Origin of the sequence: Rossellomorea aquimaris (assembly GCF_000935355.1) — a bacterium.
GTDB classification, from domain to species: Bacteria; Bacillota; Bacilli; order Bacillales; family Bacillaceae_B; genus Rossellomorea; species Rossellomorea aquimaris_B.
In genome coordinates, this window is the sequence record NZ_JXZC01000004.1 from 100437 (window position 1) to 125059 (window position 24623).

General features: G+C 44.0%; 25 protein-coding genes and 1 other annotated feature. Of the genes, 20 read left to right on the forward strand and 5 right to left on the reverse strand.

Annotated features, from left to right (window positions below):
- The first annotated feature begins 27 nt into the window (after positions 1 to 27).
- Positions 28 to 2289 carry an ATP-dependent DNA helicase gene (locus tag TV75_RS12415; protein ID WP_044339094.1) on the forward strand — a complete coding sequence of 754 codons (2262 nt, stop codon included), beginning with the start codon at positions 28 to 30 and terminating at the stop codon, positions 2287 to 2289.
- A 35-nt stretch (positions 2290 to 2324) separates the two neighbouring features.
- Here the strand turns inward: TV75_RS12415 and TV75_RS12420 are convergent, their stop codons facing one another.
- Positions 2325 to 2762 carry a ferritin-like domain-containing protein gene (locus TV75_RS12420; protein ID WP_044339095.1) on the reverse strand — a complete coding sequence of 146 codons (438 nt, stop codon included), beginning with the start codon at positions 2760 to 2762 and terminating at the stop codon, positions 2325 to 2327.
- A 148-nt stretch (positions 2763 to 2910) separates the two neighbouring features.
- On the opposite strand from TV75_RS12420, the gene TV75_RS22120 reads away from it, so the two are divergent.
- Positions 2911 to 3066: a hypothetical protein gene (locus TV75_RS22120; protein ID WP_172655736.1), complete on the forward strand. Its 156-nt coding sequence runs from the start codon at positions 2911 to 2913 to the stop codon at positions 3064 to 3066.
- 61 nt (positions 3067 to 3127) lie between these two features.
- A complete protein-coding gene (locus tag TV75_RS12425; RefSeq protein ID WP_044339096.1) occupies positions 3128 to 3373 on the forward strand; it encodes a YkuS family protein in 246 nt (81 codons plus the stop codon).
- A 239-nt stretch (positions 3374 to 3612) separates the two neighbouring features.
- On the opposite strand, the gene TV75_RS12430 is transcribed toward TV75_RS12425, so the two are convergent.
- Complete coding sequence (locus TV75_RS12430) at positions 3613 to 4575, reverse strand: S8 family peptidase (protein WP_044339097.1); 963 nt, start codon at positions 4573 to 4575, stop codon at positions 3613 to 3615.
- A 384-nt stretch (positions 4576 to 4959) separates the two neighbouring features.
- On the opposite strand from TV75_RS12430, the gene TV75_RS12435 reads away from it, so the two are divergent.
- On the forward strand, positions 4960 to 5481 hold the full coding sequence (locus TV75_RS12435; RefSeq protein ID WP_044339098.1) for a superoxide dismutase family protein: 522 nt from the start codon (positions 4960 to 4962) through the stop codon (positions 5479 to 5481).
- Between the two features lie 49 nt (positions 5482 to 5530).
- On the opposite strand, the gene TV75_RS12440 is transcribed toward TV75_RS12435, so the two are convergent.
- Positions 5531 to 6874, reverse strand: a complete 1344-nt coding sequence (locus tag TV75_RS12440) for a sodium-dependent transporter (RefSeq protein WP_044339099.1) — start codon at positions 6872 to 6874, stop codon at positions 5531 to 5533.
- Positions 6875 to 6952: 78 nt separating this feature from the next.
- Positions 6953 to 7162: a binding site (T-box leader), on the reverse strand.
- A 209-nt stretch (positions 7163 to 7371) separates the two neighbouring features.
- Here TV75_RS12440 and TV75_RS12445 point away from each other — a divergent pair.
- Entirely contained in the window at positions 7372 to 8529 is a 1158-nt protein-coding gene (locus TV75_RS12445) for an NAD(P)/FAD-dependent oxidoreductase (RefSeq protein ID WP_044339100.1), read from the forward strand.
- Positions 8530 to 8591: 62 nt separating this feature from the next.
- The gene (locus TV75_RS12450; protein ID WP_044339101.1) at positions 8592 to 10148 is read left to right on the forward strand and encodes an ABC-F family ATP-binding cassette domain-containing protein; all 1557 of its coding nucleotides are present in this window, start codon (positions 8592 to 8594) and stop codon (positions 10146 to 10148) included.
- Between the two features lie 52 nt (positions 10149 to 10200).
- On the opposite strand, the gene TV75_RS12455 is transcribed toward TV75_RS12450, so the two are convergent.
- Both TV75_RS12455 and TV75_RS12460 read right to left on the reverse strand, forming a co-directional pair.
- Positions 10201 to 10884 carry a GntR family transcriptional regulator gene (locus tag TV75_RS12455; RefSeq protein WP_172655739.1) on the reverse strand — a complete coding sequence of 228 codons (684 nt, stop codon included), beginning with the start codon at positions 10882 to 10884 and terminating at the stop codon, positions 10201 to 10203.
- 123 nt (positions 10885 to 11007) lie between these two features.
- Positions 11008 to 11853: a YitT family protein gene (locus TV75_RS12460; protein ID WP_044339103.1), complete on the reverse strand. Its 846-nt coding sequence runs from the start codon at positions 11851 to 11853 to the stop codon at positions 11008 to 11010.
- Between the two features lie 237 nt (positions 11854 to 12090).
- Between TV75_RS12460 and TV75_RS12465 the strand changes: the two genes are divergently transcribed.
- The 14 genes from TV75_RS12465 (at position 12091) to TV75_RS12530 (ending at position 24601) form a co-directional block, all read left to right on the forward strand.
- Positions 12091 to 12546: a MarR family winged helix-turn-helix transcriptional regulator gene (locus TV75_RS12465; protein ID WP_052504553.1), complete on the forward strand. Its 456-nt coding sequence runs from the start codon at positions 12091 to 12093 to the stop codon at positions 12544 to 12546.
- 13 nt (positions 12547 to 12559) lie between these two features.
- Positions 12560 to 14158 (forward strand): MDR family MFS transporter, encoded by a 1599-nt coding sequence (locus TV75_RS12470; RefSeq protein ID WP_044339104.1) that lies wholly within the window; start codon positions 12560 to 12562, stop codon positions 14156 to 14158.
- A gap of 486 nt (positions 14159 to 14644) precedes the next feature.
- A complete protein-coding gene (locus TV75_RS12475) occupies positions 14645 to 15970 on the forward strand; it encodes a phenylacetate--CoA ligase family protein (protein WP_044339105.1) in 1326 nt (441 codons plus the stop codon).
- Between the two features lie 74 nt (positions 15971 to 16044).
- The gene (gene paaA / locus TV75_RS12480) at positions 16045 to 17013 is read left to right on the forward strand and encodes a 1,2-phenylacetyl-CoA epoxidase subunit PaaA (RefSeq protein ID WP_044339106.1); all 969 of its coding nucleotides are present in this window, start codon (positions 16045 to 16047) and stop codon (positions 17011 to 17013) included.
- 15 nt (positions 17014 to 17028) lie between these two features.
- The gene (paaB, locus tag TV75_RS12485) at positions 17029 to 17385 is read left to right on the forward strand and encodes a 1,2-phenylacetyl-CoA epoxidase subunit PaaB (protein WP_044339107.1); all 357 of its coding nucleotides are present in this window, start codon (positions 17029 to 17031) and stop codon (positions 17383 to 17385) included.
- Positions 17385 to 18203 carry a 1,2-phenylacetyl-CoA epoxidase subunit PaaC gene (paaC, locus tag TV75_RS12490; RefSeq protein ID WP_044339234.1) on the forward strand — a complete coding sequence of 273 codons (819 nt, stop codon included), beginning with the start codon at positions 17385 to 17387 and terminating at the stop codon, positions 18201 to 18203. Before paaB ends, paaC begins: the two co-directional genes overlap by 1 nt.
- A 14-nt stretch (positions 18204 to 18217) precedes the next feature.
- The gene (gene paaD / locus TV75_RS12495) at positions 18218 to 18697 is read left to right on the forward strand and encodes a 1,2-phenylacetyl-CoA epoxidase subunit PaaD (RefSeq protein WP_044339108.1); all 480 of its coding nucleotides are present in this window, start codon (positions 18218 to 18220) and stop codon (positions 18695 to 18697) included.
- Positions 18698 to 18739: 42 nt separating this feature from the next.
- Positions 18740 to 19048, forward strand: a complete 309-nt coding sequence (locus TV75_RS12500; protein ID WP_044339109.1) for an EthD family reductase — start codon at positions 18740 to 18742, stop codon at positions 19046 to 19048.
- On the forward strand, positions 19041 to 19820 hold the full coding sequence (locus tag TV75_RS12505) for an enoyl-CoA hydratase/isomerase family protein (protein ID WP_044339110.1): 780 nt from the start codon (positions 19041 to 19043) through the stop codon (positions 19818 to 19820). Before TV75_RS12500 ends, TV75_RS12505 begins: the two co-directional genes overlap by 8 nt.
- A 12-nt stretch (positions 19821 to 19832) precedes the next feature.
- Positions 19833 to 20606: an enoyl-CoA hydratase-related protein gene (locus TV75_RS12510; protein ID WP_044339111.1), complete on the forward strand. Its 774-nt coding sequence runs from the start codon at positions 19833 to 19835 to the stop codon at positions 20604 to 20606.
- Between the two features lie 24 nt (positions 20607 to 20630).
- A complete protein-coding gene (locus TV75_RS12515) occupies positions 20631 to 22148 on the forward strand; it encodes an aldehyde dehydrogenase family protein (protein ID WP_044339112.1) in 1518 nt (505 codons plus the stop codon).
- A gap of 71 nt (positions 22149 to 22219) precedes the next feature.
- Positions 22220 to 23095, forward strand: a complete 876-nt coding sequence (locus tag TV75_RS12520) for a 3-hydroxyacyl-CoA dehydrogenase (RefSeq protein ID WP_044339113.1) — start codon at positions 22220 to 22222, stop codon at positions 23093 to 23095.
- A complete protein-coding gene (locus tag TV75_RS12525) occupies positions 23092 to 24297 on the forward strand; it encodes a thiolase family protein (protein WP_044339114.1) in 1206 nt (401 codons plus the stop codon). The genes TV75_RS12520 and TV75_RS12525 overlap by 4 nt, the downstream gene beginning before the upstream one ends.
- Positions 24298 to 24379: 82 nt before the next feature.
- On the forward strand, positions 24380 to 24601 hold the full coding sequence (locus TV75_RS12530; RefSeq protein ID WP_044339115.1) for a hypothetical protein: 222 nt from the start codon (positions 24380 to 24382) through the stop codon (positions 24599 to 24601).
- The last annotated feature ends 22 nt before the right edge of the window (positions 24602 to 24623 follow it).

Consider the following 24623-nt stretch of genomic DNA (forward strand, 5'->3'; position numbering starts at 1 on the left):
GCGGGAAAGCCCGAGGTGGAACGTTACATGATGAAAATCGTCAAGATCTCAATCAGGGAATTAGTTGAGTTTGTGTATAAAGAAGGGAGCATAGATGCCAGGTTTCAAGCCCGCTCCTCCATGACCATCGGAACGAAGCTTCATCAAAAACTGCAGAAAGAATACAAAGAAGGTGATGAGAAAGAAGTCTTTCTGAAGGGAGAAAGAGTGGTTGAAGATATTCTCTATCAACTGGAGGGCCGGTGTGATGGAATCCATTATGAAAATGAAGAAGTCATTGTCGAAGAAATAAAGTCAACAGCAAGAAGACTGTCCCAGATGGAGGAAGGATCCCGTGTTCACTGGGCACAGGGAGAATGCTACGCATACTTATTGGCGAAAGAAAAGCAGCTTACCCATATTAGCGTTCAGCTCACGTACATAGAGGTTGAATCGGAAAAAACGAAGTCATTCATCCGCACTTACACCCTTGAAGAGCTGGAACATATGGTTGACGAGACCCTGTCTGCCTATAATCCATTCGCCTACGTGATACTGGCAAACCAGGATAGTCGACTAAAGAGCATTCCAGACCTGGGTTTTCCGTATCCTGTGTATCGAAAAGGCCAGAAAAAGCTTGCTGGTGCTGTTTATAAAACGGTCACTGAATCCAAATCCCTGTATGCGAATGCACCGACGGGAACAGGGAAAACCATTTCAACCTTATTCCCGACCATTAAAGCAATGAGGGGCAAATGGTTTTATGTCACAGCAAAAACGATTACCCGTACGGTGGCAGAAGAAGCGCTACTCCTATTAGAAAGGAAAGGTTTGTCGCAGCGTACCATTACGATTACGGCAAAAGACAAAATCTGCTTTAAAGAAGAAACGATTTGTCAGAAAGAGTACTGTGAATTTGCCAATGGCTATTATGATCGAATTAATGGGGCGCTCCTTGATATATTGACCCATGAGACCACCATCACACGTCCAATCGTTGAATCCTATGCCAGGAAGCACAAGGTGTGCCCATTCGAATATTCTATCGATCTCTCCTATTTGGTAGACGGTGTCATATGTGATTATAACTACATCTTCGACCCTAAGGTTTCGTTAAAAAGAATGAGCGGGGAAAGTAAGAAAAAGACGACTCTTCTTATTGATGAAGCACATAATCTTGTTGGGCGGGGACGGGAAATGTATTCAGCCATCCTGAAAAAATCCGCTTTTTTAGAAATAAAAAGAATGTATCCTGAGCAATCTGTATTAAAGAAAAGCTTGGCAGCGGTTAACAAACAATTTCTCCGCCTGAAAAAAGAACAAGAAGGAGATATGCGGATTGAACTGGATGCACAATTAGTTGATGCGGTGGAAGGTTTTGTTGAGGCAGCCGAAAAAAGCTTGGGAGAAGCAGATGGAGATTGGTCTGAAGGCTTTCTTCAGTTATACTTTGATGCGTTAAGCTTTATGAGAATCGCCAACATCTATTCTGACGAGCACCGCTTTGTAATTACTCAAAGCTCTAATGAAATAGAAGTGAAACTCTTTTGCATCGATCCTTCAAAGCTTATTAAACATATAACCAAATCTTTTCAATCATCGGTATTTTTCTCAGCTACCCTTCATCCTTTTTCATATTATTTTCAGCAATTAGGTGGAAGTGAAGACGATTATCGGTTTCTCATTCCTTCCCCATTTGAAAGAGAACAATGGCAGGTGGGGATCCATCCGATTTCAACTCGATTTAAGGATAGAAATCGGACCCTTTCCTCGATTACACGTTCCATTACAGAAGCGTTCAATGAATATAGAGGTAATTACCTGGTCTTCTTTTCATCTTACATCTATATGCAGGAAGCATTTGAGGAGATGAAGCAGGAATCAATGAACGCAGATTTCATCATCCAGGAACCCAATATGAAAGAAGCAGCCAGAGAGGAGTTTCTTAACCACTATCAAGGTGATAGAGAGCGTCCGGTCATTGGATTTGCCGTGTTGGGAGGGATTTTCTCAGAGGGGATCGATCTTAAAGGTGATCGACTAAAGGGTGTGATCGTTGTAGGGGTGGGGTTGCCTCAACTGAATAGGCAACAGGAAATCATAAAGGACTATTTTAATGAACGGGGGTTGAATGGATTTGACTATGCCTATGTATACCCGGGTTTAAATAAAGTATTTCAATCCGGAGGGAGACTCATCCGTTCAGAGGAGGATACGGGGGTCATCAGATTGATTGATGACCGTTATCTATCACCAAAATATCAGTCATTACTGCTTGAGGAATGGATGGATTATCTAATCATCACATGAAAAAAGACCGCTCATACAGCGGCCTTTTTCGTATATTAGTTAAAAGAAGGATCTTTGAGTAAGCGATCGAATTCTTCAAGATGATGGGTTTCATCTGCAATCATATCGTCAAGCTTGATGCTAAGCTCGACGAGACCCAACTCTTCTGCTTGTTCTTTACGCTTCTTATAACGCTCGATTGTATCAGCCTCAGCTTTACGGCCTTCCTCTAACATTTCCTTCACATTATCTGTTTGCTTAACAGAAGCCGGAGTTGTTGTAGGCTCTCCGCCTAATGTTTTAATTTTTTCAGCTAAGTATAATGCGTGTCCCTGCTCATCAGGGATTTCCTCTTCAAAGAACGGTTTTAGGATTTGACGATATAAACCGCTCACAACAGCAGCGTAGTTTGTATATAGAATAACTGCAGCATACTCATTAGCTAAATCTTCATTTAATCCATCGATTAACTCTTTTAATTTTGCTTCATCCATTAAAATACCACCCTTTTGTTTGTTGTTATATAGACTATTTACCCAGGAAAGAGTAAAAATAAACATTCATAAAGGAATCGAATGCTCTTCAAATATTTTGCCTGGGAATGGGGATTCTAATTCTATAAAAGTCAGAGGAGGGATGAGAATGTCTAAACAAGGAAAGAAGAGCATGGACCAAACATCTGAACAGTTGGCTAAGCAAAAGGCTAAGAATGACGTGGAGTTCGGATCCGATATCCAGGTAGGGAATTCAAAAAGTCAAAGTCAGAAAAAAAGTGGCAAACAAGTAAATAAAAAATAAATGACGAATATCTTTTTCCCTGAAAGAAAAACCTATATGTAGAACCAGGAGGTGTAAAGGCATGACAAGAAGAATTGGTGTTGAACAATCCCTTCAGAACGTTGTACAAGCCTTACGTGAAAAGGGGCATGACGTTGTAGAACTTAAGCAGGAATCAGATGCAAATGGCTGTGACTGCTGCGTAGTGACAGGAATGGATTCCAATGTAATGGGTATTCAAAACGTGGCTACCCAAGGATCTGTTATTGAAGCTAGCGGATTAAGTGCTGATGAAGTGTGTCAGCAAGTTGAAAGCAGACTACAATAGTAGAAAAGCTGTGTAGCACAAAAAGAACAGTCATTGATGACTGTTCTTTTTCTGTAGAATAATAAGAAGAAAAGTGAGTGACGATTTTTGCCTCATTCGATTGAAATAACGTTTCATTTGCTTTCAGAAAAGCTGAAAGGTCCCGTGATTGGAAAGAACCCCCTGCTCAAATGCATTTTGAGCAGGGGGTTCTTCCAATCATGCAGAAATGAACCGAAAATCAACTAGTCGAAAATCCATCACCCAATCTGAGCAAGCGGCTGATTTCTTAAATGTTCCCTCAGGAGGTCGGGTGCAGTTAAAAACAACAATCCATTTCCCTCTAGTGTTTTCGGGAATCCAAGTGGAACGGTACGCTTAATAAGTTGTGCATACACTTCAGCTTCCGATAGTTTACGGTCAAAGGCTGCCTGTTCGAATTCTTTAATGAGGGCCAGTGCTCCGGACACATGGGGCGCAGACATGGAGGTACCGCTGAGCTTAGCGTATTTTTCACCAGGGATGGTCGACAAGATTTGTTCGCCTGGTGCGACTAAGTCAACTTCATTATTGGAGTTAGTAAAGTAAGAAGACTTCCTCTGAAGGTCGATGGCTCCAACAGAAATCACTTCATTGTAGCAAGCTGGAAAAGAGAACTCATCGGTGCTGCTGTTTGAGTCACCTTCATTTCCTGCAGCGCAAACCACTAATATATTTGCATCTACCGCTTTCTGAATCGCTTCGTGCAGGGGTTTGTGGTCTGTGGGGCCTCCCAATGACATGGAAATGATGTCCACCTTTTGTTCAATCGCATACAAGATGCCGTTCACAATCCAATCGTATTTTCCACTTCCACGGCTTCCTGCCAGTACTTTAATAACCAATAAATCAGCCAGGGGAGCAACCCCGATAACCCCATCACCATTTTCACTTGCAGCAATCGTCCCTGCAACATGGGTACCGTGCCCGCTGTAATCAGTAACGTTATCTTCAGCACCGTTGTCATCATCCGTAAAATTGCGGAACCCCTTCACTTTCCCTGTAAGATCCGGATGGTTCATATCGCAGCCTGTATCCAGGACGGCAATCGTCGTACCTTTTCCTTTGTACCCATTCTTCCACATACTAGGAGCTTGGATTAAATCAACGCCTTTAGGAATTTCATTTGCATCAACAACCATTTCGTCCATGAAATATGGAATTAACCTAATTTCACCTTGCATATCAATCCCTCCTAAAATGGTACTGCATATTAGAAATCTGAAGTTTCTGAAAATATAACATTTTTTGGACAAAATGAAAAGTGATAATAGTAATAGGAAAATAAAACCAATCATATTTCCGCTTTCTTCAGCATAGGTGAGAAGATTTTTTGATCTTCAAAGGTGGTTTCCAATGGAAGAATGGGGGAAACCCGCGTAAAGGCGGTAAGTGTATCAATCTCATTGGCAGAAATTTAAACAAACGTTTGACTGATAGGATGAACCATTGAATAGACAAGGTTTTCAAAGGTTAAACAAACGTTTGTTTAAAAAGTGAAGTTCTTTTTTTCATCATGTCAACCAGACTATCAACATAAAATGTCTTGAAGGAAGGGGGGACTGCTGATGAATTATTATCAATATGGCTATCCTGCTTATTCATATTATCGTAATGCTCCTGCCATGGCATACGCTCATATACAGGGAGGTCCATTAGCACAAGGATTGCAGGGATATGTTTTTTTTCGTGAAGTGCAAAATGGGGTGGAAGTTTATGCAGAGATAACAGGTTTACCGGCATATAAGGAAGGCAAAGGAGATCAAAATCCGATCGGTCCACATGGGTTTCACTTACACGAAAAGGGAGTCTGTGAAATTGGCGATCCAAAGGAACCCTTCTCTACTGCGGGAGGTCATTGGAATCCGACGAATCAGCCTCATGGAAATCATGCGGGGGACTTTCCTGTACTATTTTCCAATGATGGATATGCTAAAATGTCTTTTTTTACAAATAAATTTAAAGTGAAAGATGTGATCGGCAAAGGGGTCATCATCCATCAAAGCCCGGATGACTACAGGTCCCAGCCCTCAGGAGATGCAGGGAAACGGCTGGCATGCGGAGTGGTCATGGGGTACGGGATGTCATGATCCAAAATGAAAAGGTTGACCTAATGGGTAAGGTCAACCTTTTTATCGTTTATATGACTCCTAAGACATCCAGCATAACCGCAAGTATTAACAATGGTGCCACAAAGCGAATCAAAAAGAACCACGTTTCAAACAATCCACGCTTCAATCCGCTTCCTTGCTTCAGCTCTTCATAAAGGGCTGTTTTCTTCATTTTCATAGGTACGAATAGTGAAATCAGTAATGACCCAATCGGAAGTAATACATTGCTGACAGCAAAATCAGCCAAGTCAAAAATGGTCTTATCGAATAGCGTGATATCCCCTAGTATTCCAAATGATAATGCCGATGGAATACCGAAAACAAAGATGGCAAGTCCGATGATCCAGGACCATTTTCTGCGCTTTTCAGGTTCTCCTTTAGAAATGACCGAAACAATGATTTCGAGCATGGAGAACGCGGATGTTAATGCTGCGAACAAGAACAGAATAAGGAACGCAATAAAGAAGAACATCCCAAAAGGAAGTTGGCTGAAAACGGTTGGTAAAACATTAAACAGTAGTACAGGGCCTGCCCCAGGCTCTAAATCAAAGGCAAAGACTGCCGGAAAAATGGCCAAGCCCGCTAACAGTACAATGAAAATATTCATAGCCACAATCGAAATGGCCGATCTTGGAAGACTTTGTGTTTTCGGCAGGTAGGAACTATATGTCACCATCACCGATACACCTACACTTAGTGTGAAGAACGATTGTCCCATCGCTTCCAAAATCGTTTGTGATGTCACCTTTGAAAAATCAGGTTGCAGCAGGAATGTGATTCCATCCATGGCATTATCAAGGGTTACAGCACGTACGACCAAGAGAATAAATAAAATAAATAAAGCCGGCATCATAATTTTACTGGCCAGTTCAATACCCTTTTGAACCCCTTTAGCAACCACGATGATGGTCATCAAGATGAAAAGGAATTGAACAAATACACTTGTAACAGGATTAGAGATCGTTGCACCAAATACTTCTGCATACTGGTCAGAGGAAAGATTGTTCAATTGACCCGTAATGGCTTTGAATAGATAAACAACTATCCACCCGCCAATCACGCTGTAGAAGGAAAGTAAGATAAAGGATGTGATCATCCCAAGAATTCCGACCCAGTGCCAGCGTGTACCTGGAGCGATTTTCCGATACGAATCAACGGCGTTACTTTGTGCCGTTCGTCCGATGGAGAATTCTGCTAATAATAATGGAAGTCCGAGTAATAAAGTAAATAGAATGAAGATCAGGAAGAATGCTCCGCCTCCATTTTGCCCAGCGATATAAGGGAATTTCCAAATTGCCCCCAATCCAATCGCAGACCCTGCTGCCGCTAAAATAAAGCCAATCTTTGATGACCATTGTTCGCGTTGACTCATACTCATTCTCCTTTCTGTTTATTATTGACGTGTGGAGGGCCGCTTTTTAAACAAAATAAAAAAATCGCCCCTACATATCGTAGGGACGATTTGGATATCGCGGTACCACCCTAGTTATGAGAAAACGATTCTCATCACTCTTCACACATAACGGCCTTAACCGTCTTTTGATCTCGTCAAAAGAAGCTCCGGAATCGAAATTCGCTTAACCTTTGTACCGGTTCACACCAACCACCGGCTCTCTTTAACAGGGAAATGTCCGCTACTTGTTTCCATCAAAGCTTATTCAATATTAGGTTATACAATTTTTATCATGAAACAAAACAACTTGTCAATCTATTTTGAAAAAAGTAGTGAGAATTGTCTGGAATTGTTGGTGGTATTTGGTGTTGTACCAGGTAAAAACAAGATCACCTTCCTTGAAAACCGCACCTCCATTGAGTTCCATTTACTTCTCAAGTAAAATAAAGAAAAAATGAAATGAAAAGGTGTTTTAAATGAAATCATATATTGTTGTCGGAGCTGGGATTCTTGGTGCTTCTACGGCGTATCATCTTGCTAAGGCCGGGGCAGAGGTCACAGTAGTAGACCGGCAGGATCCTGGACAAGCAACGGATGCAGCGGCGGGGATTGTTTGTCCATGGCTGTCGCAGCGTCGGAATAAAGTGTGGTATCGACTGGCGAGAGGTGGGGCGAAGTATTATCCGAGTATCATTCAGCAGCTGGAAGCAGACGGAGAATCAGAAACAGGGTATAAGCGTGTAGGAGCGATCAGTCTGCATACAGATGAAAATAAGCTTCGGAAAATGGTGGAGAGAGCGGAAAAACGCAGGGAGGATGCACCTGAAATCGGTGAACTCACCATTCTTACTGCTGAGGAAACACGTCAACGTTTCCCGCTTTTATCTGAAGAGTATCAAGCTGTTCATGTAAGTGGGGCTGCACGAGTTGATGGAAGAGCGATGCGTAAGGCGCTTATTAATGGAGCCAAAAAGAACGGGGCGATATTCCGGCAAGGGGATGCCCGGCTTCTGAAAGAACATAACAGGATCACAGGCGTCACAATAGATGAAGAAAAGCTTGGAGCAGATGAAGTGATTGTCACGGCAGGTGTCTGGGCGAAGGCGCTTTTTGAACCCCTGGGAATAGACTTCTTAGTATCTTCACAAAAAGCGCAAATTCTTCATTTAGAAGTAAAGGGGGAAGGAACGAGTGAATGGCCTGTCGTCATGCCTCCGAACGACCAATACCTTCTCGCGTTTCCTGAGGGAAGAGTTGTCGCAGGTGCGACCCATGAAAATGAAGTCGGCTTCGACCGCCGGGTGACGGCAGGTGGTTTACATGAAGTCCTTCACAAGGCGATGGAAGTAGCACCGGGCATTCATGATGGTACGGTGATTGAAACGAGAGTGGGGTTTCGTCCCTTCACCCCTGGATTCCTCCCTGTTTTCGGTGCTATGCCGGGAGTAGATGGGGTGCTGGTGGCGAATGGACTTGGGGCTTCGGGCCTGACGCTCGGTCCATATCTTGGATCTGAGCTTGCGAAGCTCGCCCTCGGTGAACCTACTGAACTGGATCCTGCCGACTACGATGTAGCGGGTGCCACCCGAGTAAAGGAAGAAAAAAACACCAGCTCATTTCCCTCTATCTTCTAAGCAAAATGACCCTTATAATAGAGAGAGCGAATTTTAGTATATAAAGAAAAGGTGTTTACTATATGAGTTTATTAACAGTCAAAAATTTAACTCACGGGTTCGGTGACCGTGCGATTTTTAATGACGTTTCTTTCCGCTTGTTAAAGGGTGAGCATATCGGCTTGATCGGTGCCAATGGAGAAGGAAAGTCTACATTTATGAATATTATTACAGGTAAGCTTGAGCCCGATGAAGGAAAAGTGGAGTGGGCGAAGCGGATCCGTATCGGTTATCTGGATCAACATGCACAGTTGAAGCAGGGCATGACGATCCGGGATGTGTTGAAGACAGCCTTTCAATACCTTTTTGATATGGAAACAGAAATGAATGAACTGTTTGCCAAGATGGGGGAGGCATCTCCTGAAGAACTGGAAGAACTGCTTGAGGAAACAGGGACACTCCAGGATGCCCTGACAAATAATGATTTTTATATCATTGACGCAAAAGTAGAAGAAATCGGCCGCGGCCTTGGATTAGATGATATAGGGTTGGATAAGGATGTACACGATTTAAGTGGAGGACAACGGACGAAAGTCTTACTGGCCAAGCTATTACTTGAAAAGCCGGACATCCTGTTACTCGATGAGCCTACCAACTACCTTGATGAGCAGCATATCAATTGGTTGAGACGCTACCTTCAGGAATATGAAAATGCGTTTATATTGATCTCACATGATATTCCATTCTTAAATAGTGTCATTAATCTTATTTATCATATGGAAAACCAGGAACTGAATCGTTACGCCGGAGATTATCATGAATTCAAACGGGTTCATGAAATGAAGAAGCAGCAGCTTGAGTCAGCTTTTAAGAGGCAGCAGCAGGAAATTTCCGAGCTGAAGGATTTCGTTGCCCGCAATAAAGCACGTGTGTCGACTCGTAACATGGCGATGTCACGTCAGAAGAAGCTGGATAAGATGGATATGATTGAACTGGCTGCCGAAAAGCCGAAGCCGGAGTTTCATTTTAAACAAGCGAGAACCGCAGGCAGGGTCATTTTTGAAACGAAAGATCTTGTAATTGGATATGACGAACCACTGTCGAAGCCACTTAATCTCAAGATGGAGCGCGGTCAGAAGATTGCCCTATCTGGAGCGAACGGGATCGGAAAGACGACTCTTCTACGCAGTATTTTAGGAGAAATCAAACCAATATCAGGTTCAGTGGAATTGGGAGACTATCTTCATATTGGTTATTTTGAGCAGGAAATCAAGTCAAAGAATAATAATACGTGCATCGAAGAGGTGTGGAATGAGTTCCCATCCTATAATCAAGCGGAAGTGCGTGCCGCCCTGGCGAAATGCGGCCTGACGACAAAGCATATCGAAAGCAAGGTAGAAGTGCTGAGCGGGGGAGAAAAAGCGAAGGTCCGCCTATGTAAATTGATGAACAAAGAATCGAACGTCCTTGTATTCGACGAACCGACCAACCACTTGGACGTCGAGGCTAAAGAAGAATTGAAACGAGCCCTTAAAGAATATAAAGGCACCGTTCTCTTAATCAGTCACGAACCTGATTTCTATCAGGATGTGGCGACGGAAGTATGGAATTGCGAAAACTGGACGACGAAATTATTCTAAATGAAAAAGCGGATTCACAAGCATTAAAAGCTTGAGAATCCGCTTTTTTATATTAGTCCTCCAAAACATCTTCCAACGACGAATATCCATTATCCTCTAAACGTAAGTCATCAAAACTATGCTTCATATGAAGGTCGATTAATTCCAGCAGGGTTTGTTGATCGCGGTTTTCAATGGCATTGACCATTTCTTCGTGTTCTCTGAAACGGACATTTTCACCGGGTTCCACGTGATAAAATACATCAAATAAGAATAGATAGACGTTGGACTGAGTAAGCATTTCATCCATGTACCGCATCAGGAATTTATTTCCGCTGACTTCGGCAAGGAATAAATGAAACTGCTTATTGAGCTCTACATATTTTAACAGGTCCTTTTGTCTATAGGTTTCCTGTTCTTCCTTAAGAAAGGTATAGAGCCTCGGCATGTCGTTTTTTTTAACCTTAGGCAGACCATACTTAACAGTAAGGTATTCAAGTTCTTTCCTTAACTCAAAAAAAGAGGTGATTTCTTCTCTTGTGGGATGGACGACAAAAGCTCCCCGGTTTGGGATGATTTGAACCAGTCCTTCTAATTCAAGTCTTTTCAACGCATGCCGAATGGGGGTTCTACTAACAGTCAACTTTTCAGAGATGACTTGTTCGACAAGCTGGGTTCCCGGAGCGATCTTTCTGGCCAGTAAGGCATCCTTCAGTTGCCTATATACTCTAAACTCTGCGGTTTGTCTCTTCTTCACGATCATCATCCATTCAATCTAATAGTTCATAATGTCTATCATATACGAAAAAGAGGCTGATCCAAAATCAGGTGTCTTCAAAATCTCATCAGATTTGTGAAAACGCCTGACTGGATCATCCTCTTAAGCGAATGATTTAAAATTCTGTCCCCATATTTCGTTCATGCTGTGTACGGTGATGAATGCTTTTTCATCGGTTAATTGAATATATGATTTTAATTTCGAGAAGTCTTTGCGATCAAGGATGGTTGTGATGACTTCTTTTTGATCATCTGAAAATGCGCCTTTGGCTGAATGCAGTGTTGCACCTTTTTCCAGGTCTCCTACGATAAACTGCTTAATTTCCTCACTGTGCTCGCTGATGATCACCACTTCTTTGTTTTCATGGAAAAACTGGAGGGTCCGGTCAATCATCATCCCCTTTAATAACAATCCAAAGAATGCATACAAACCGATCTGCAGTCCGAAGAACCAGGCAGACGAAATGACGATCAGAATATCAGAAGCGAGGACTGCCCGTCCCAGCTCAAGACCAGTGAACTTGTGAATGATCTTGGCAAGAACCCCCGTTCCACCGGCAGAAGCTTCTTGATTAAAGATCATTGCGACTCCAATCGCCCCAATGAGCGTACCAATCACAATTTGAATGAGAACGTCATGACCGATGGGACCATGGAGGGGGTGATACACCTCTAAGGCCCATACCATGCCACTTAGTGAGAGGCTTGCAAAGACCGACTTCAGACCGAAGCTTGGACCAATGAGAAGTAAGCCGAGAATAAATAGAAGCATATCGAGTGCAAACATAATCACTCCAACAGGTAAGTCCATGAATTGCGATAGAACGATGCCCGCCCCGCTGGTCCCCCCTGTGCCGACCATATTCGGTGATAAGAAAAAATGAATATTCAACGCAATCAATAAAGCGCCCAACGTTATATTTAGTAAGGATTGAACTTGTTTCATCATGGAGCAAGCTCCTTTCAGTAACGGTAGTTTAAAAAACAATCAACCCGATTATAAAGAGTGAATACTGGGATGTAAATGGTAAATCCCTATGAAAGCATTTACTTATAAAAGTTTTTATTATGGATTTTTTCTGACATTTTTTGAGTGGGATTGGGGAGAAAAATAGATTGACTTTTTTATATAACCTCATTAATATTTAAATAGGTTAAATATTAATGAAGTGAAAAGAGGGACGAAGTGGACTTAGAACATATTAAACACTCCTATATAGATCGTTTATTTACAGCTTTTCAAATTTCAAATCGGCATATTCAACAAGATCTGACTACTTCATTAAAAGAAATGAACTTAACAGGTCCCCAGTTTTATATTCTTTATCTTCTTTCCACATCGGAAGGAACAAAATCGACGGAACTGGCGGATAAGCTCGATGTAAAACCTAGTGCGATCACGGTGATGATCGACCGTTTACTTAAAAACAATTTTGTCCTCCGGGAAAGAGATGAGAAGGATCGCAGAATTGTGAAGTTAGAACTAACCTCTGAAGGACGCGAGGTTTTTGAAAGAGGAAAAGCTAAAAGAAGAGAAATTTTTTCAAAGTATCTCGCTTATCTAGATGAAGAAGATGTAGATCAACTGGTAACGATTTACGAGAAGCTGGCTGCAGCTGTTGAGAACAATACAGAAGAATAAGGAGAGAACGCATATGTCAGTACAACCAGGGATTAATAAACGCTTAGTGCTTACCGGTTTAATCATCGGGATGTTCTTTAGTGCCCTTGAACAAACCGTAGTAGGAACAGCGATGCCGACTATTATCGCTGAGCTTAACGGTTTTTCTATTTTTGCGTGGGTGACCACGGCTTATTTAATTACTTCCACCACTGTTACACCGATCGTGGGGAAACTATCGGATTTATATGGTAGGCGTTTATTGTATTTGATCGGGGTCATCATTTTCATTATCGGATCAGGCTTGTGTGCAACGGCCACTTCCATGGAGCAGCTCGTTCTATATCGCGGTCTTCAAGGGATTGGCGGAGGGATGATCATGCCCCTGTCCCAAACGATTATTGGGGATATCTTCACAGCTGAACAGCGTGCAAAGTGGCAAGGGGTATTTGGGGCATTATTCGGATTAAGCTCAGTGATCGGCCCATTTATCGGCGGTTTCATTGTAGATACCATCAGCTGGCACTGGATTTTCTTAATTAACGTACCATTTGGTTTATTATCGGCACTCCTATTGTTCATCGGTTTAAAGTATGAAAATGCAGGACGCCCGACAGATAAGGTAAGCATTGATTACTTAGGGATCATCACGCTGATTCCGGCGTTAGTGCTTTTACTGATAGGATTGAATTTTGGAGGAGACAAATTCGAGTGGGAGTCAGGAACAAGCTTTCTGATTTTTGGTGGTTCCATCGTGTTACTGCTTCTGTTTGGTTTCATCGAAAACAAAGCAAAGGAACCAATCCTGGATCTGAGCCTGTTCAAGAATAGAGTGTTTGCGACAACGAATGCGTTAGGTTTCCTGCTTGGTCTTGGAATGTTCGGAGCGATTATGTTTGTACCGATGTTCATGCAGGGGATTCTTGGGGTTACACCAACCCAGGCAGGTTCTACGATGACCCCAATGATGATCGCGATGATTACGGCAAGTATCATCGGAGGTAGATTATTACTGAAACTGAAATACCGCACCGTCCTTACGGCAGGTATGCTCACTACTGTAGTCGGCTTTTTCTTGATGAGTACGATGGGGCCGGATTCTCAAGAATATACAGCATACTTTTTTATGGTGGTCATGGGATTTGGAATGGGACTGGTGATGCCAACACTTATGATTGCTGTCCAAAATGAATTCCCTAAGTCACGATTAGGGGCTGTCACATCATCGGCCACCTTCTTCCGTTCAATCGGTGGAACGATTGGGATTACAGTATTGAACGCCGTAATGAATCAATCACTTCAAGAGAATATGAAGGAAGTGACGGCACAGCAGGATAATCCAGCTGCAAGTCAAATCCTTGCAGGGTTAAGCGATAAAACAGATGCCCTGTTCGGACTGCTTGTCACACCAGGTTTACTGGATGTCCCGAAAGAGGTAGGCAGTATCGTGATTGCTTCCATTGAAACAGCATGGTCTGATGCCTTCACAACTGTATTCTTAACAGGTTTAATCTTTATCTCCATTGGTGTTGGAGTAGCCCTTTCAGTCGGAAATGGAAGAATCAAACGAGATAAAGAGTTGCAGGAAGAAGCGGTCAAAGAGGAATCAACGCTTAAACCGGCTACTGAATAATAATATAAGCCTGCTTTGAAAAGTGATTTCAAAGCAGGCTTTTTGTTGTTTTTTCCGGCCTCGGTTGGCATAAGTAAGAATCCTATGCGAGAAAATCGTTATTTTTATAGAAAATGACATAAACTTTTTACTCACTTATCAAATAAAAGCTATATTTTACTTGGTTCATAGAAACCTCCGATAGGATAACGGCGAAATTTTCATTTTAACGGCCGAAATCTCACTTTTAACGGCGAAATTCCAAATATAACGGCGAAACGGATTCTCACGCCCTCTCTATGCCAAGCATCAGAAAGATACCTTTCCCCAAGACATCTTCTCACTCAGCAGCCTGTAAATTCACTTTGGTGAAATTTTCTGAAAATATATTGACAATTTCCAACAGACACGGTATCTTTTGAGTAGATAAATATAACGAATAATTATATAAACGAATTAATAACGTTATATAAATATATTTTTATATAGTGACAGGAGGCCGATGCTTTGATTTTGCATGAGATTGAAACTGCCAGTCGATCGCAAATGGAACGCCTTCAACTAGAGAGATTACAACATATTGCTGCTTATGTGTATGAAAGAGTCCCTTTTTATCGTGAGCAATTTGACTTGAGAGGTCTGAAGCCACAGGATATAAAGTCTTTGTCAAACCTTAAAATGTTACCGCTTACAATAAAAAAGGATTTACGTGAACATTACCCTTTTGGCCTGTTCGCGGTCAAGCGTGAAGAAATGGTAAGGGTCCATGCATCTTCCGGAACAAGTGGAAAGCCAACGGTTGTAGGGTATACCCAGAACGACATCAACATGTGGGGAGAAATTGTGGCCAGGGCCATTGCCATGTCAGGCGGGAAACCGGGGGACGTCCTGCATAATGCATATGGGTACGGACTATTCACAGGTGGTTTGGGCCTTCATTATGGAAGTGAGAAGCTTGGGATGATCACGGTGCCGGTATCAGGTGGAAACATGTCCAGACAAATTACATTATTAGAAGATTTTCAGCCAACGGTCATATGCGGCACGCCATCTTACGTTCTCAATTTAGCAGAAGCGATGGAGGCCCAGGGGAAGGATCCGGCTTCACTATCCTTGCGATATGGGATATTCGGCGCGGAGCCTTGGTCTAACGCGATGAGAGAAACGTTGGAGAGAAAGATGGATATTAAAGCGTGCGACATTTATGGCTTAAGTGAAGTCATTGGACCAGGGGTTGCCATGGAATGTCACGAAGCCCGGGATGGTCTACATATTGCAGAGGATCATTTCCTTGTGGAAGTCATAGACCCTGATACGTTAGAGCCTCTCCCGGAAGGGGAAATCGGGGAGCTTGTCTTTACGAGTTTAACGAAAGAAGCCTTTCCGATCATCCGCTATAGAACCGGTGATATTGCTTCGATTCAGTACGGAACTTGCTTGTGTGGACGAACAACGGTGAAGATGTCCAGAGTGAAAGGTAGAGTGGATGACATGCTCATCATTAGAGGGGTAAACGTGTTTCCATCTGAAATGGAACACTTCCTTCTTCAAATAAGTGAGCTTGCACCACATTATCAGGTTCACTTAAAGAAAAAAGGGGCACTCGATTTGGTGGAGCTTCAGGTTGAAGTCACAGATGAATGCTTTCAAGGAGTGTCTAACGATTTAAATCATGAACACTTGAATCAGTTGGAAGCAAAAGTGAAGAGCCTCATGAAAGACCGTTGCTACGTTTCCATGGATGTGAAAATCAGGGGACCGAAAGAAATCCCCCGTTCAGAAGGGAAAGCCATCCGGATTGTGGATCTTAGAGGAGAAGGAATGCTTCAGTGAAATTTTTTTTGAGGAAAATAGTTATCACACAATATGGTCATCACGTAGGAACTGTGTGATAAAGGAGGGTTACAATGAGTGATTTATTGTCTAATCAACAGATGACGGAAGAAGAGCATATGGCTCATTTTATGAGAAAGATCGAAAACGATGAAAAGATTGAAGCAGATGATTGGATGCCGGATGAATACAGGAATGCTTTGATCAAGCTGATTTCCATGCATGGGATCAGTGAAATCATGGGGGCTCTTCCCGAGAAGGAATGGGTTCCGAAAGCACCTACACTAAGAAGGAAGCTTGGCATCATGGCGAAGGTTCAGGACGAGATGGGCCACGGACAGCTTTTGCTTCGTGTAGCGGAAGACTTAATGAAGCCTTACGGGAAAACACGTGAGCATATTATGAGAGATTTGTTTTCAGGGGATTTGAAGTTTCATAACGTCTTCCACATGGAAGCACCTACCTGGGGAGACGCTGGGTTGATCGGCTGGCTTGTTGATGGGGCGGCAATCATCACACAGACGAATATGCTCCATGCCTCATACGGGCCATATGCCCGGGCGCTTAAACGAATTTGTGCGGAAGAAGTGTTCCACGCACAGCATGGTGAAGCTATCATCATGGCTCTGGCAGAAGGAACTCCCGATCAAAGGGCGTTAGTTCAGGATGCAGTGGACCGCTGGTGGGAATCGCTTCTTATGTTCTTTGGACCGGGTGATGCGAAAACGACAGGTTCCTCTAAACAGGACATCACTATTAAATACAACATCCGGACGAAAACAAATGAACAGCTGAGACAGGACTTTTTCACGAAATATGTTCCAAGGATGCTGTCGTTAGGACTGACACTTCCCGATGAGACAATGTATTTCGATGAAGAGCAGGATTTATGGATCTATAAGCAGCCCGATTGGGACCGCTTCAAGGAAATCATTCGGAACAAGGGTCCGAAATCAAAGGATCGCCTTCGTTTAAGAGAACTATCCTACGACAATAATGCGTGGGTTCGGGAAGCATTAAGCCCTAGTGACCAAGTAAGCTAGAAGGGAATGAGAAGGATGTCTGACAAGGGGCAGAATTTTTATCAGGAATTTGAAGTATTTAGTAAAAGGTCGGACGGGGCACAGATGCAGCATCAATTCAGCTTGTTAGCCCCGAATCATGAGCTGGCCATGGTGATGGCCCAAGAGAATTTCATGAGAAGAGAGCCGGTCTCGGATATATGGGTTGTGAAGCGGTCGGACGTCCGGATGATGACACCCGAGGAAAGAGAGAGTGTCGGTCGTCTTGATAATAAAGATTACCGGAACGCCAAAGGCTACGGTTATCTCAAGAAGAAGTGGAGACAGTACGAACAGGAAATGCTCGATGAGAAAGAAATCATGTCATGGGGAGAGTTGGTGAAGAAGAAATGATGAAAGTGAAAAGTCCTAATGACATTCCGAACGCAGATTATAAAGAAGCGCTTCTGAGCCTGCTCTATCAACTGGCCGACGATGATTTCATCCTTGCTTACCGTGGGTCTGAATGGCTGGGGCTCGCTCCTCATATTGAAGAGGACGTCGCGTTTTCATCCATTAATCAAGACACGATGGGGCATGCCACCATGTTCTACCAGCTCCTTGAAGAGTTAGGGGAAGGGGATCAGGACCATCTGGCACATGGAAGGAAGGCTTCTGAACGAAGGAATGCCATCTTATTGGAAGAAGTGAATGGACCCGGACACTACTTACAAGAACCCCGCTACGACTGGGCCTTTGCTGTTGTAAGACATTATTTCTACAGCGTCGCCAAAAAGGTGCGAATTGACTCATTAAAGAACTCCTCCTACGAACCACTTGCCGAAATGGCGATCAAAATCAACACAGAATTATATTATCACCTGCTGCACTGGAAAACCTGGTTCATTCAATTAATGAGTGCCGGCGGCGAAGCAAGGGAGCGAATGAATAAGGCGATTGAAAGAGTGCTGGATGAATTCCAGGGAGTTCTGACCTTAGGGCCTAAAGGAAAAGAAATGGCACTTATGGCGCTGATCGAAGGAGAAGAGAATCTATCGAAGCGATGGGAGCTTGCCCTTCAGCCGGTCTTCCAATCGACTCAACTATCCTTTCCTCCGAATGTACGCATGAAAAAAGGGAATGGACGCTTAGGTGAACACACTCCTGAACTTGATACGGCACTTTCCACATTAAGCGAAGTCTATAACACAAATCCCGCAGCTAGCTGGTAAAGGATGAAGGAAAAATGACTACAACCGTTTTAGATGTTCTTCAAACTGTGAAAGATCCTGAAATTGATTCCATCAGCATTGTGGATCTAGGTATGGTCAATCGTATAAACCATCACGAAGATTCTCTCATGATTGAACTTCTCCCAACCTTTGTAGGCTGTCCTGCCTTGGACATTATTAAAGGGAATGTGGAGAAGGCGTGTCGGGAGCAGCTGGGAATTCAATCCGTACAGGTTCATTTCGTGTATTCTCCTCCCTGGACATCCGACAGGTTAACCGAAAATGGCCGGGAAAGATTGAAGGAATTCGGCATCGCACCCCCGCCTGAACAGTTCACAGGGGAAGAAGATTGGGAGATTCACTGCCCGTATTGCGATTCCCCCTATACTTCAATGGAGAATCTGTTCGGTCCAACCGCCTGCAGAAGCATCCTCTACTGCAAGCAATGCCGCAACCCGTTTGAGGCCATGAAGCCGATATCCACCATGATGTGAAAAATCTATTAAACTATTGAAAATCAAAGGAGAGATTCCACTATGGTAAAACTGATCGCATTGTATAAACACCCTGAAAACAAAGAGAAATTTGATGAGCATTACTTCAATACCCACGCTCCGATCACAGCAAAAATTCCAGGACTTAAGAAGATGGATGTTACGAAAATCGTCGGCTCACCTATGGGTGGAGAAGGCAAATACTACTTAATGTGCGAAATGTATTATGACAATCATGAAGAGCTGAAAGCAGCCATGAAATCCGATGAAGGCAAAGCCTCCGGAAAGGACCTTATGGGCTTCGCCGCAGAGTTAGTCACTCTCATGATCGGTGAAGAAGTGAATGAATAAAGAGTACGAATATATCGTAGTGAGCGAAAGGGACGGACTTGGTTTCATTGAATTGAATAGACCCAAAGTTCTGAACGCCATCAATCGTCCTATGGTATCGGAGTTAGTTCATGCATTCGAGGCATTCGACCGGAACGACAGTGTGAAAGCAATTGTCTTATCCGGCAGGGGCAGAGCCTTCGCTGCAGGAGCAGACATCGATGAAATGGCGGAAGACGGGGCCATTGATTTAGAGCTCTTAAATCAATTTACCGAATGGGACCGCCTTGCCTGGATCAAGAAACCGATCATTGGAGCGGTCCAGGGATTTGCACTGGGAGGCGGATTTGAGTTAGCCCTTTGCTGCGACATTCTATTCGCTTCTGAGGATGCGGGCTTCGGTTTCCCGGAAGTGAATCTTGGGGTCATGCCGGGAGCGGGCGGTACCCAGAGGCTCACAAAGCTGATAGGGAAATCACGGGCAATGGAATGGCTGTTATCGGGAGACATGTTTACAGCAACGCAAGCCCTTGAATGGGGAGTCATCAACCGCGCCATTCCGAAAGAGCTATTAATAGAAGAAACCGAGAAATTCGCCAGAAAATTAGCTGCAAAGCCACCGCTTTCCCTTCGTTTGATCAAAGAATCAGTTCATAAAGCCGTTGATTCCTCGATTTATGAAGGGATGCAATATGAGCGGAAGAACTTCTATCTTCTCTTTGCCTCTGAAGATCAGAAAGAAGGCATGAAGGCTTTTGTGGAAAAACGGAAACCGAATTTCAAAGGGAAATAAGGAGGCTGCCGCATGTTTGAAACGATTAAGTACGAAGTGAAGAATAATGTAGCCTGGATTACCTTGAATCGCCCGGATAAACTGAATGCTTTCATTCGTCAACTCAATCTGGAAATCCAAAAGGCCGTGAAGGACTCCTCTCGAAATGAAGAAGTGAGAGCCATCGTTATCACAGGTGAAGGTCGGGCTTTTTGCTCGGGGCAGGATTTGAGTGAAGTAGATGAATCCATGGATCATGGAGAGGTGCTTCGAAATAATTACGGACCTATGGTGAAAGAAATCGAGCAGTGTGAAAAGCCGGTGATTGCAGCCGTCAATGGAGTGGCTGCAGGAGCGGGATTCAGCCTGGCCCTTGCCTGTGATTTCAGGCTCGTATCAGAGAAAGCGAGCTTTGTGCAGGCATTTGTTCATGTTGGATTAGTCCCGGATTCAGGTAATCTCTATTACTTATCGAAGATTGTTGGCTATGCCAAAGCACTGGAACTGGCTGTTTTTGGAGAAAAATTAAAAGCAGAAGAGGCTGAAAAGCTTGGCCTGGTCACAAAAATTATCTCTCTCGACCAGTGGCAAGAAGAAACAGCTGCATTTGCCGAAAGAATCGCCTCCATGCCAACGAAGGCAATCGGTTTGATGAAGCGTTTATTAAAGGGAAGCGCAGATCTATCCTTCAACGAATACTTAGAAAAAGAAGCCTGTGCCCAGCGGATCGCAGGAATGACACAAGATCATCGCGAAGGTGTAACGGCTTTTATGGAAAAAAGAAGGCCAGCCTTTCACGGAAAATAATTCAATCAAAAAGGAGATGGAGTTATGTCTACAGTAAAAGAGCAAAGCTTTGAAGTCCTTGAAATGAAAAGAGAACATTATTCATTGGTTATCAACGGTCAACGTATGGAAAGTGGTTCAGGTGAAACCTTTACGACGTACAATCCAGCGACAGGTGAAGCGATTGCCACTGTCTCACTGGCATCTGTAGAAGATGCTGAAAAAGCGGTTGAAGCAGCACGAAATGCTTTTGATTACGGCAAGTGGAAGAAGTTCCCGATCAATAAACGATCCCGCGTGCTTAATAAAATTGCAGGCATTATGAGATCACGCTTTAATGAACTTGTCACTCTTGAAATCATGGATAGCGGGAAATCACTATCAGCTGCACAAGGTCAAGTGATGCAAGCGATCGAAGACTTTGAATTCTATGCAGGAGCGATTGTGGGCCATCGTGGCACGGTCAATAATGTACCAGGTCAATTCATGAATGTTGCGGAGAAAGAGCCGGTCGGTGTATGTGCTCAGATCATTCCGTGGAATTATCCATTGATGATGGCAGCGTGGAAAATTGCGCCGGCGATTGCGGTAGGCTGCTCGGTTGTCGTAAAACCTGCAACTCTTACACCGCTGACAGCCATCGTACTTGGTGAAATCTGTATTGAAGCCGGAGTTCCTGAAGGTGTTGTAAACGTCATTCCTGGTGCAGGTTCTTCTGTCGGCAATTACTTAGTCGAGCATGAAAAGGTTGATAAGGTTGCCTTCACAGGTTCAACACCTATCGGTAAAAACATTATGGAAAAAGCGTCCCAAACGTTAAAGAGAGTGACTCTCGAATTAGGAGGGAAATCACCTAATATCGTTTTTGAAGACGCAGATGTTGATGCAGCAGTGGATGGATCCCTGTTCGGAATCTTCTATAACACAGGTCAATCCTGTGAAGCGCGCTCAAGATTATACGTACACGAAGATATTTACGATGAGTTCATGGAAAAGTTCGTTGAAAAGACGAAGAAGCTGAAATTGGCTGACCCACATGATAAAGGCACTCACATCGGGGCGATCATCAACCAGGATCAGCTTGATACGATCGATGGATATGTTCAGTCTGCCAAAGAAGAGGGAGCAACGATCCTGGTCGGGGGAAGCCCTGCGAAGGTAGAAGGGTTCGAAAAAGGCTACTGGTATGAGCCAACCATCATTACGGATGTAAATCACGACATGAAGGTTGTAAAAGAAGAAATCTTCGGCCCTGTAGTGGTGGTAATGAAATTCAAGGATGAAAAAGAAGCGATCAAAATGGCCAACGATAGCGAATATGGTCTCGGTTCAGCTGTTTGGACTCAAAACCACGGGCGTGCGACAAGAGTATCGAAAGCGATCCAAGCCGGAATCGTGATGGTGAATTGCCCGTTCTCTGCATTCCCGGGTACTCCATTCGGAGGCTACAAGCAGTCGGGATTCGGACGTGAGCTTTGCGTTGAAACGCTTGATCTTTACACAGAAACAAAGAGTATCATTTCTTACTTCGGAAATCGACCGTTAAATCCATTTGGTGTGTAAGAAGACATAAACAAGCAGGGGGGGTGTCCTATCAGGGTCAACCCCTTATTGCAAGAAAGGGGAAGACAGACATGACACAGCATATCGTAGTTGTAGGTTCCGGCGTAATGGGAAGAGGGATCGCCTATGTAAGTGCAGTAGGAGGCTTCAGGACCACACTGGTGGATATAAATCAAGAACAGTTGGATCACGCCAGGAATGAAATTCAACATATCTTTCAAAAAGGAATCGAAAGAAACAAGCTCACTCAACAGCAGTACGTAGAAGCAAAAGAACTTATGAGCTATTCAACGAATCTTTCGATTGCCGTACGGGATGCCGATGTGGTCATCGAAGCCGTCCCGGAAAAGACAGATATCAAGCGTGGCGTATTCGAAGTACTGGATGCCCATGCCCCGGAGTATTGTTATCTGGCGACGAATACCTCCACCATGAGCCCGACTGAAATCGGCTCCTTTACGAAACGGCCAGACAAAGTGATTGCCATGCACTTTTTCAATCCTGTACATAAAATGCCTCTCGTGGAGATCGTAAAGGGATTGGAAACAAGTGATGAAACGACAGAAGTCATTCAGCAGGTTGCCCGCCTGATGGGGAAGGAAACGGTAGTCATCAATGAGTTCCCCGGTTTTGTCACAAGCAGAATCTCTGCCCTTGTCGGCAATGAAGCCTTTTACATGCTGCAGGAAGGACTGGGGTCACCTGAGGAAATTGATAAGGCGATCAAGCTTGGACTCAATTATCCAATGGGTCCGTTTGAACTCGGCGATTTAGTCGGGTTGGATACACGATTGAATAACCTTAAATACCTTCATGAAAAGCTTGGTGAAAAATATCGTCCGGCTCCTCTTTTAGAAAAATATGTGAAGGCCGGGCGCCTTGGCCGAAAAACGGGTAAAGGCGTTTATGATTATTCTGAGGCAATGGAAAAGGAGCATCAATCATGAGAGAGGTTGTCATTGTCGATGCCGTCCGGACTCCCATTGGAAAATACAAAGGCTCCTTAAAAGAGGTGCGTCCCGATGACTTAGGAGCTCATGTCATAAAAGCCCTGGTGGAACGAAATCCTCTAGTGCCGGTTCATACCATCGAAGAGGTGGTTCTTGGAAATGCTAATGGTGCCGGGGAAGATAATCGGAATGTAGCCCGGATGTCGACACTTCTCGCTGACCTCCCAGTTGAAGTCGGTGCAACCACCATCAATCGCTTGTGCGGATCAGGACTGGATGCCGTGAACTATGCAGCGAGAGCCATATCGGCGAATGAAGGGGATGTTTTCATTGCAGGCGGGACTGAAAGTATGACGCGTGCTCCTTACGTCATGGCAAAGCCTTCAAAGGATTTCCCAAGAGGCAATATGGAGATGTTCGATACGACAATCGGATGGCGCTTCGTTAATTCCCGTCTGGAAGAAAAGTTCGGAACTCATTCTATGCCGGAAACAGCCGAGAATGTGGCGAAGCAGTTCGGCATTTCAAGGGAAGAGCAGGACCACTTTGCTTACTGGAGCCAAATGAAAGCGAAGCGTGCCATGGATGAAGAACGGTTCAAAGAGGAAATCGTGCCCGTCGAGTTACGTGACCGTAAAGGGAACCTATCTACGTTCCATCTCGATGAGCACCCAAGGCCCGATACCAATAGTGAGAAACTGCAGAAGCTTAAGCCGTTATTCCAAGGAGGAACGGTGACGGCCGGGAATGCATCAGGAGTCAATGATGGTGCATCTGCCCTATTATTAATGAGCAGGGAGAAGGCAGAAGAATTAGGCGTTACACCGCTGGCACGCTACATGACATCGGCCACTTCAGGACTTGAACCTTCAGTGATGGGGCTGGGACCGATCTATGCCACACAGAAGGTACTGAAGAGGTCAGGGCTTGCCCTTGACCAAATCGGCCTAGTGGAGCTGAATGAAGCATTCGCTGCACAATCCATTGCCTGCATCCGTGAGCTTGGATTGAATGAAGAGATCGTCAATGTCAATGGAGGAGCCATCGCATTCGGGCATCCATTGGGAGCCAGTGGAGCACGTATCCTCACCACCCTTTTATATGAAATGAAAAAGAGAAAGGTACGCTACGGCTTGTCCACCATGTGCATCGGTGTAGGTCAGGGAATTGCGACTTTAGTAGAGAACATCGAAACTTAATAGCTCGAGTCCTGTATGTGCAGGGCTCTTTTTGTGATTAGAATGGCCACTTTTTAGAAAAGATAGAAGTGAGGTGAGTAAGATGGAATTTGAAATCATGACAAAAGAAAGCGAGATTCCTTGTCTGGTAGTTGCGGATGAGGACAACGGAAGGTATTTGATAAGAAATGCCGATACCAGCGGGGAAGTGTTCAATAGTCAGGAAGAGCTCGTGAGATGGATCGAGGCGAATTGGTCGAAGGAGCAGGTTGTCAATACGTATGATTATGTTAAAATGCTTGAGATGTTGAGGGTATATCATTGAGGATCAGGCTCTGTAGATGAGC

Excerpts from the sequence above, each read along its gene's own strand:
- TV75_RS12525 (WP_044339114.1), top strand. The coding sequence starts at position 23,092 with ATGAGAGAGGTTGTCATTGTCGATGCCGTCCGGACTCCCATTGGAAAA.
- TV75_RS12530 (WP_044339115.1), top strand. The coding sequence starts at position 24,380 with ATGGAATTTGAAATCATGACAAAAGAAAGCGAGATTCCTTGTCTGGTA.
- paaA (WP_044339106.1), top strand. The coding sequence starts at position 16,045 with ATGAGTGATTTATTGTCTAATCAACAGATGACGGAAGAAGAGCATATG.
- TV75_RS12415 (WP_044339094.1), top strand. The coding sequence starts at position 28 with ATGATGAAAATCGTCAAGATCTCAATCAGGGAATTAGTTGAGTTTGTG.
- TV75_RS12505 (WP_044339110.1), top strand. The coding sequence starts at position 19,041 with ATGAATAAAGAGTACGAATATATCGTAGTGAGCGAAAGGGACGGACTT.
- paaB (WP_044339107.1), top strand. The coding sequence starts at position 17,029 with ATGTCTGACAAGGGGCAGAATTTTTATCAGGAATTTGAAGTATTTAGT.
- TV75_RS12420 (WP_044339095.1), bottom strand. The coding sequence starts at position 2,762 with ATGGATGAAGCAAAATTAAAAGAGTTAATCGATGGATTAAATGAAGAT.
- TV75_RS12440 (WP_044339099.1), bottom strand. The coding sequence starts at position 6,874 with ATGAGTCAACGCGAACAATGGTCATCAAAGATTGGCTTTATTTTAGCG.
- paaD (WP_044339108.1), top strand. The coding sequence starts at position 18,218 with ATGACTACAACCGTTTTAGATGTTCTTCAAACTGTGAAAGATCCTGAA.
- TV75_RS12450 (WP_044339101.1), top strand. The coding sequence starts at position 8,592 with ATGAGTTTATTAACAGTCAAAAATTTAACTCACGGGTTCGGTGACCGT.
- TV75_RS22120 (WP_172655736.1), top strand. The coding sequence starts at position 2,911 with ATGTCTAAACAAGGAAAGAAGAGCATGGACCAAACATCTGAACAGTTG.
- TV75_RS12500 (WP_044339109.1), top strand. The coding sequence starts at position 18,740 with ATGGTAAAACTGATCGCATTGTATAAACACCCTGAAAACAAAGAGAAA.
- TV75_RS12430 (WP_044339097.1), bottom strand. The coding sequence starts at position 4,575 with ATGCAAGGTGAAATTAGGTTAATTCCATATTTCATGGACGAAATGGTT.
- TV75_RS12435 (WP_044339098.1), top strand. The coding sequence starts at position 4,960 with ATGAATTATTATCAATATGGCTATCCTGCTTATTCATATTATCGTAAT.
- TV75_RS12515 (WP_044339112.1), top strand. The coding sequence starts at position 20,631 with ATGTCTACAGTAAAAGAGCAAAGCTTTGAAGTCCTTGAAATGAAAAGA.
- TV75_RS12460 (WP_044339103.1), bottom strand. The coding sequence starts at position 11,853 with ATGATGAAACAAGTTCAATCCTTACTAAATATAACGTTGGGCGCTTTA.
- TV75_RS12520 (WP_044339113.1), top strand. The coding sequence starts at position 22,220 with ATGACACAGCATATCGTAGTTGTAGGTTCCGGCGTAATGGGAAGAGGG.
- TV75_RS12470 (WP_044339104.1), top strand. The coding sequence starts at position 12,560 with ATGTCAGTACAACCAGGGATTAATAAACGCTTAGTGCTTACCGGTTTA.
- paaC (WP_044339234.1), top strand. The coding sequence starts at position 17,385 with ATGAAAGTGAAAAGTCCTAATGACATTCCGAACGCAGATTATAAAGAA.
- TV75_RS12510 (WP_044339111.1), top strand. The coding sequence starts at position 19,833 with ATGTTTGAAACGATTAAGTACGAAGTGAAGAATAATGTAGCCTGGATT.
- TV75_RS12425 (WP_044339096.1), top strand. The coding sequence starts at position 3,128 with ATGACAAGAAGAATTGGTGTTGAACAATCCCTTCAGAACGTTGTACAA.
- TV75_RS12445 (WP_044339100.1), top strand. The coding sequence starts at position 7,372 with ATGAAATCATATATTGTTGTCGGAGCTGGGATTCTTGGTGCTTCTACG.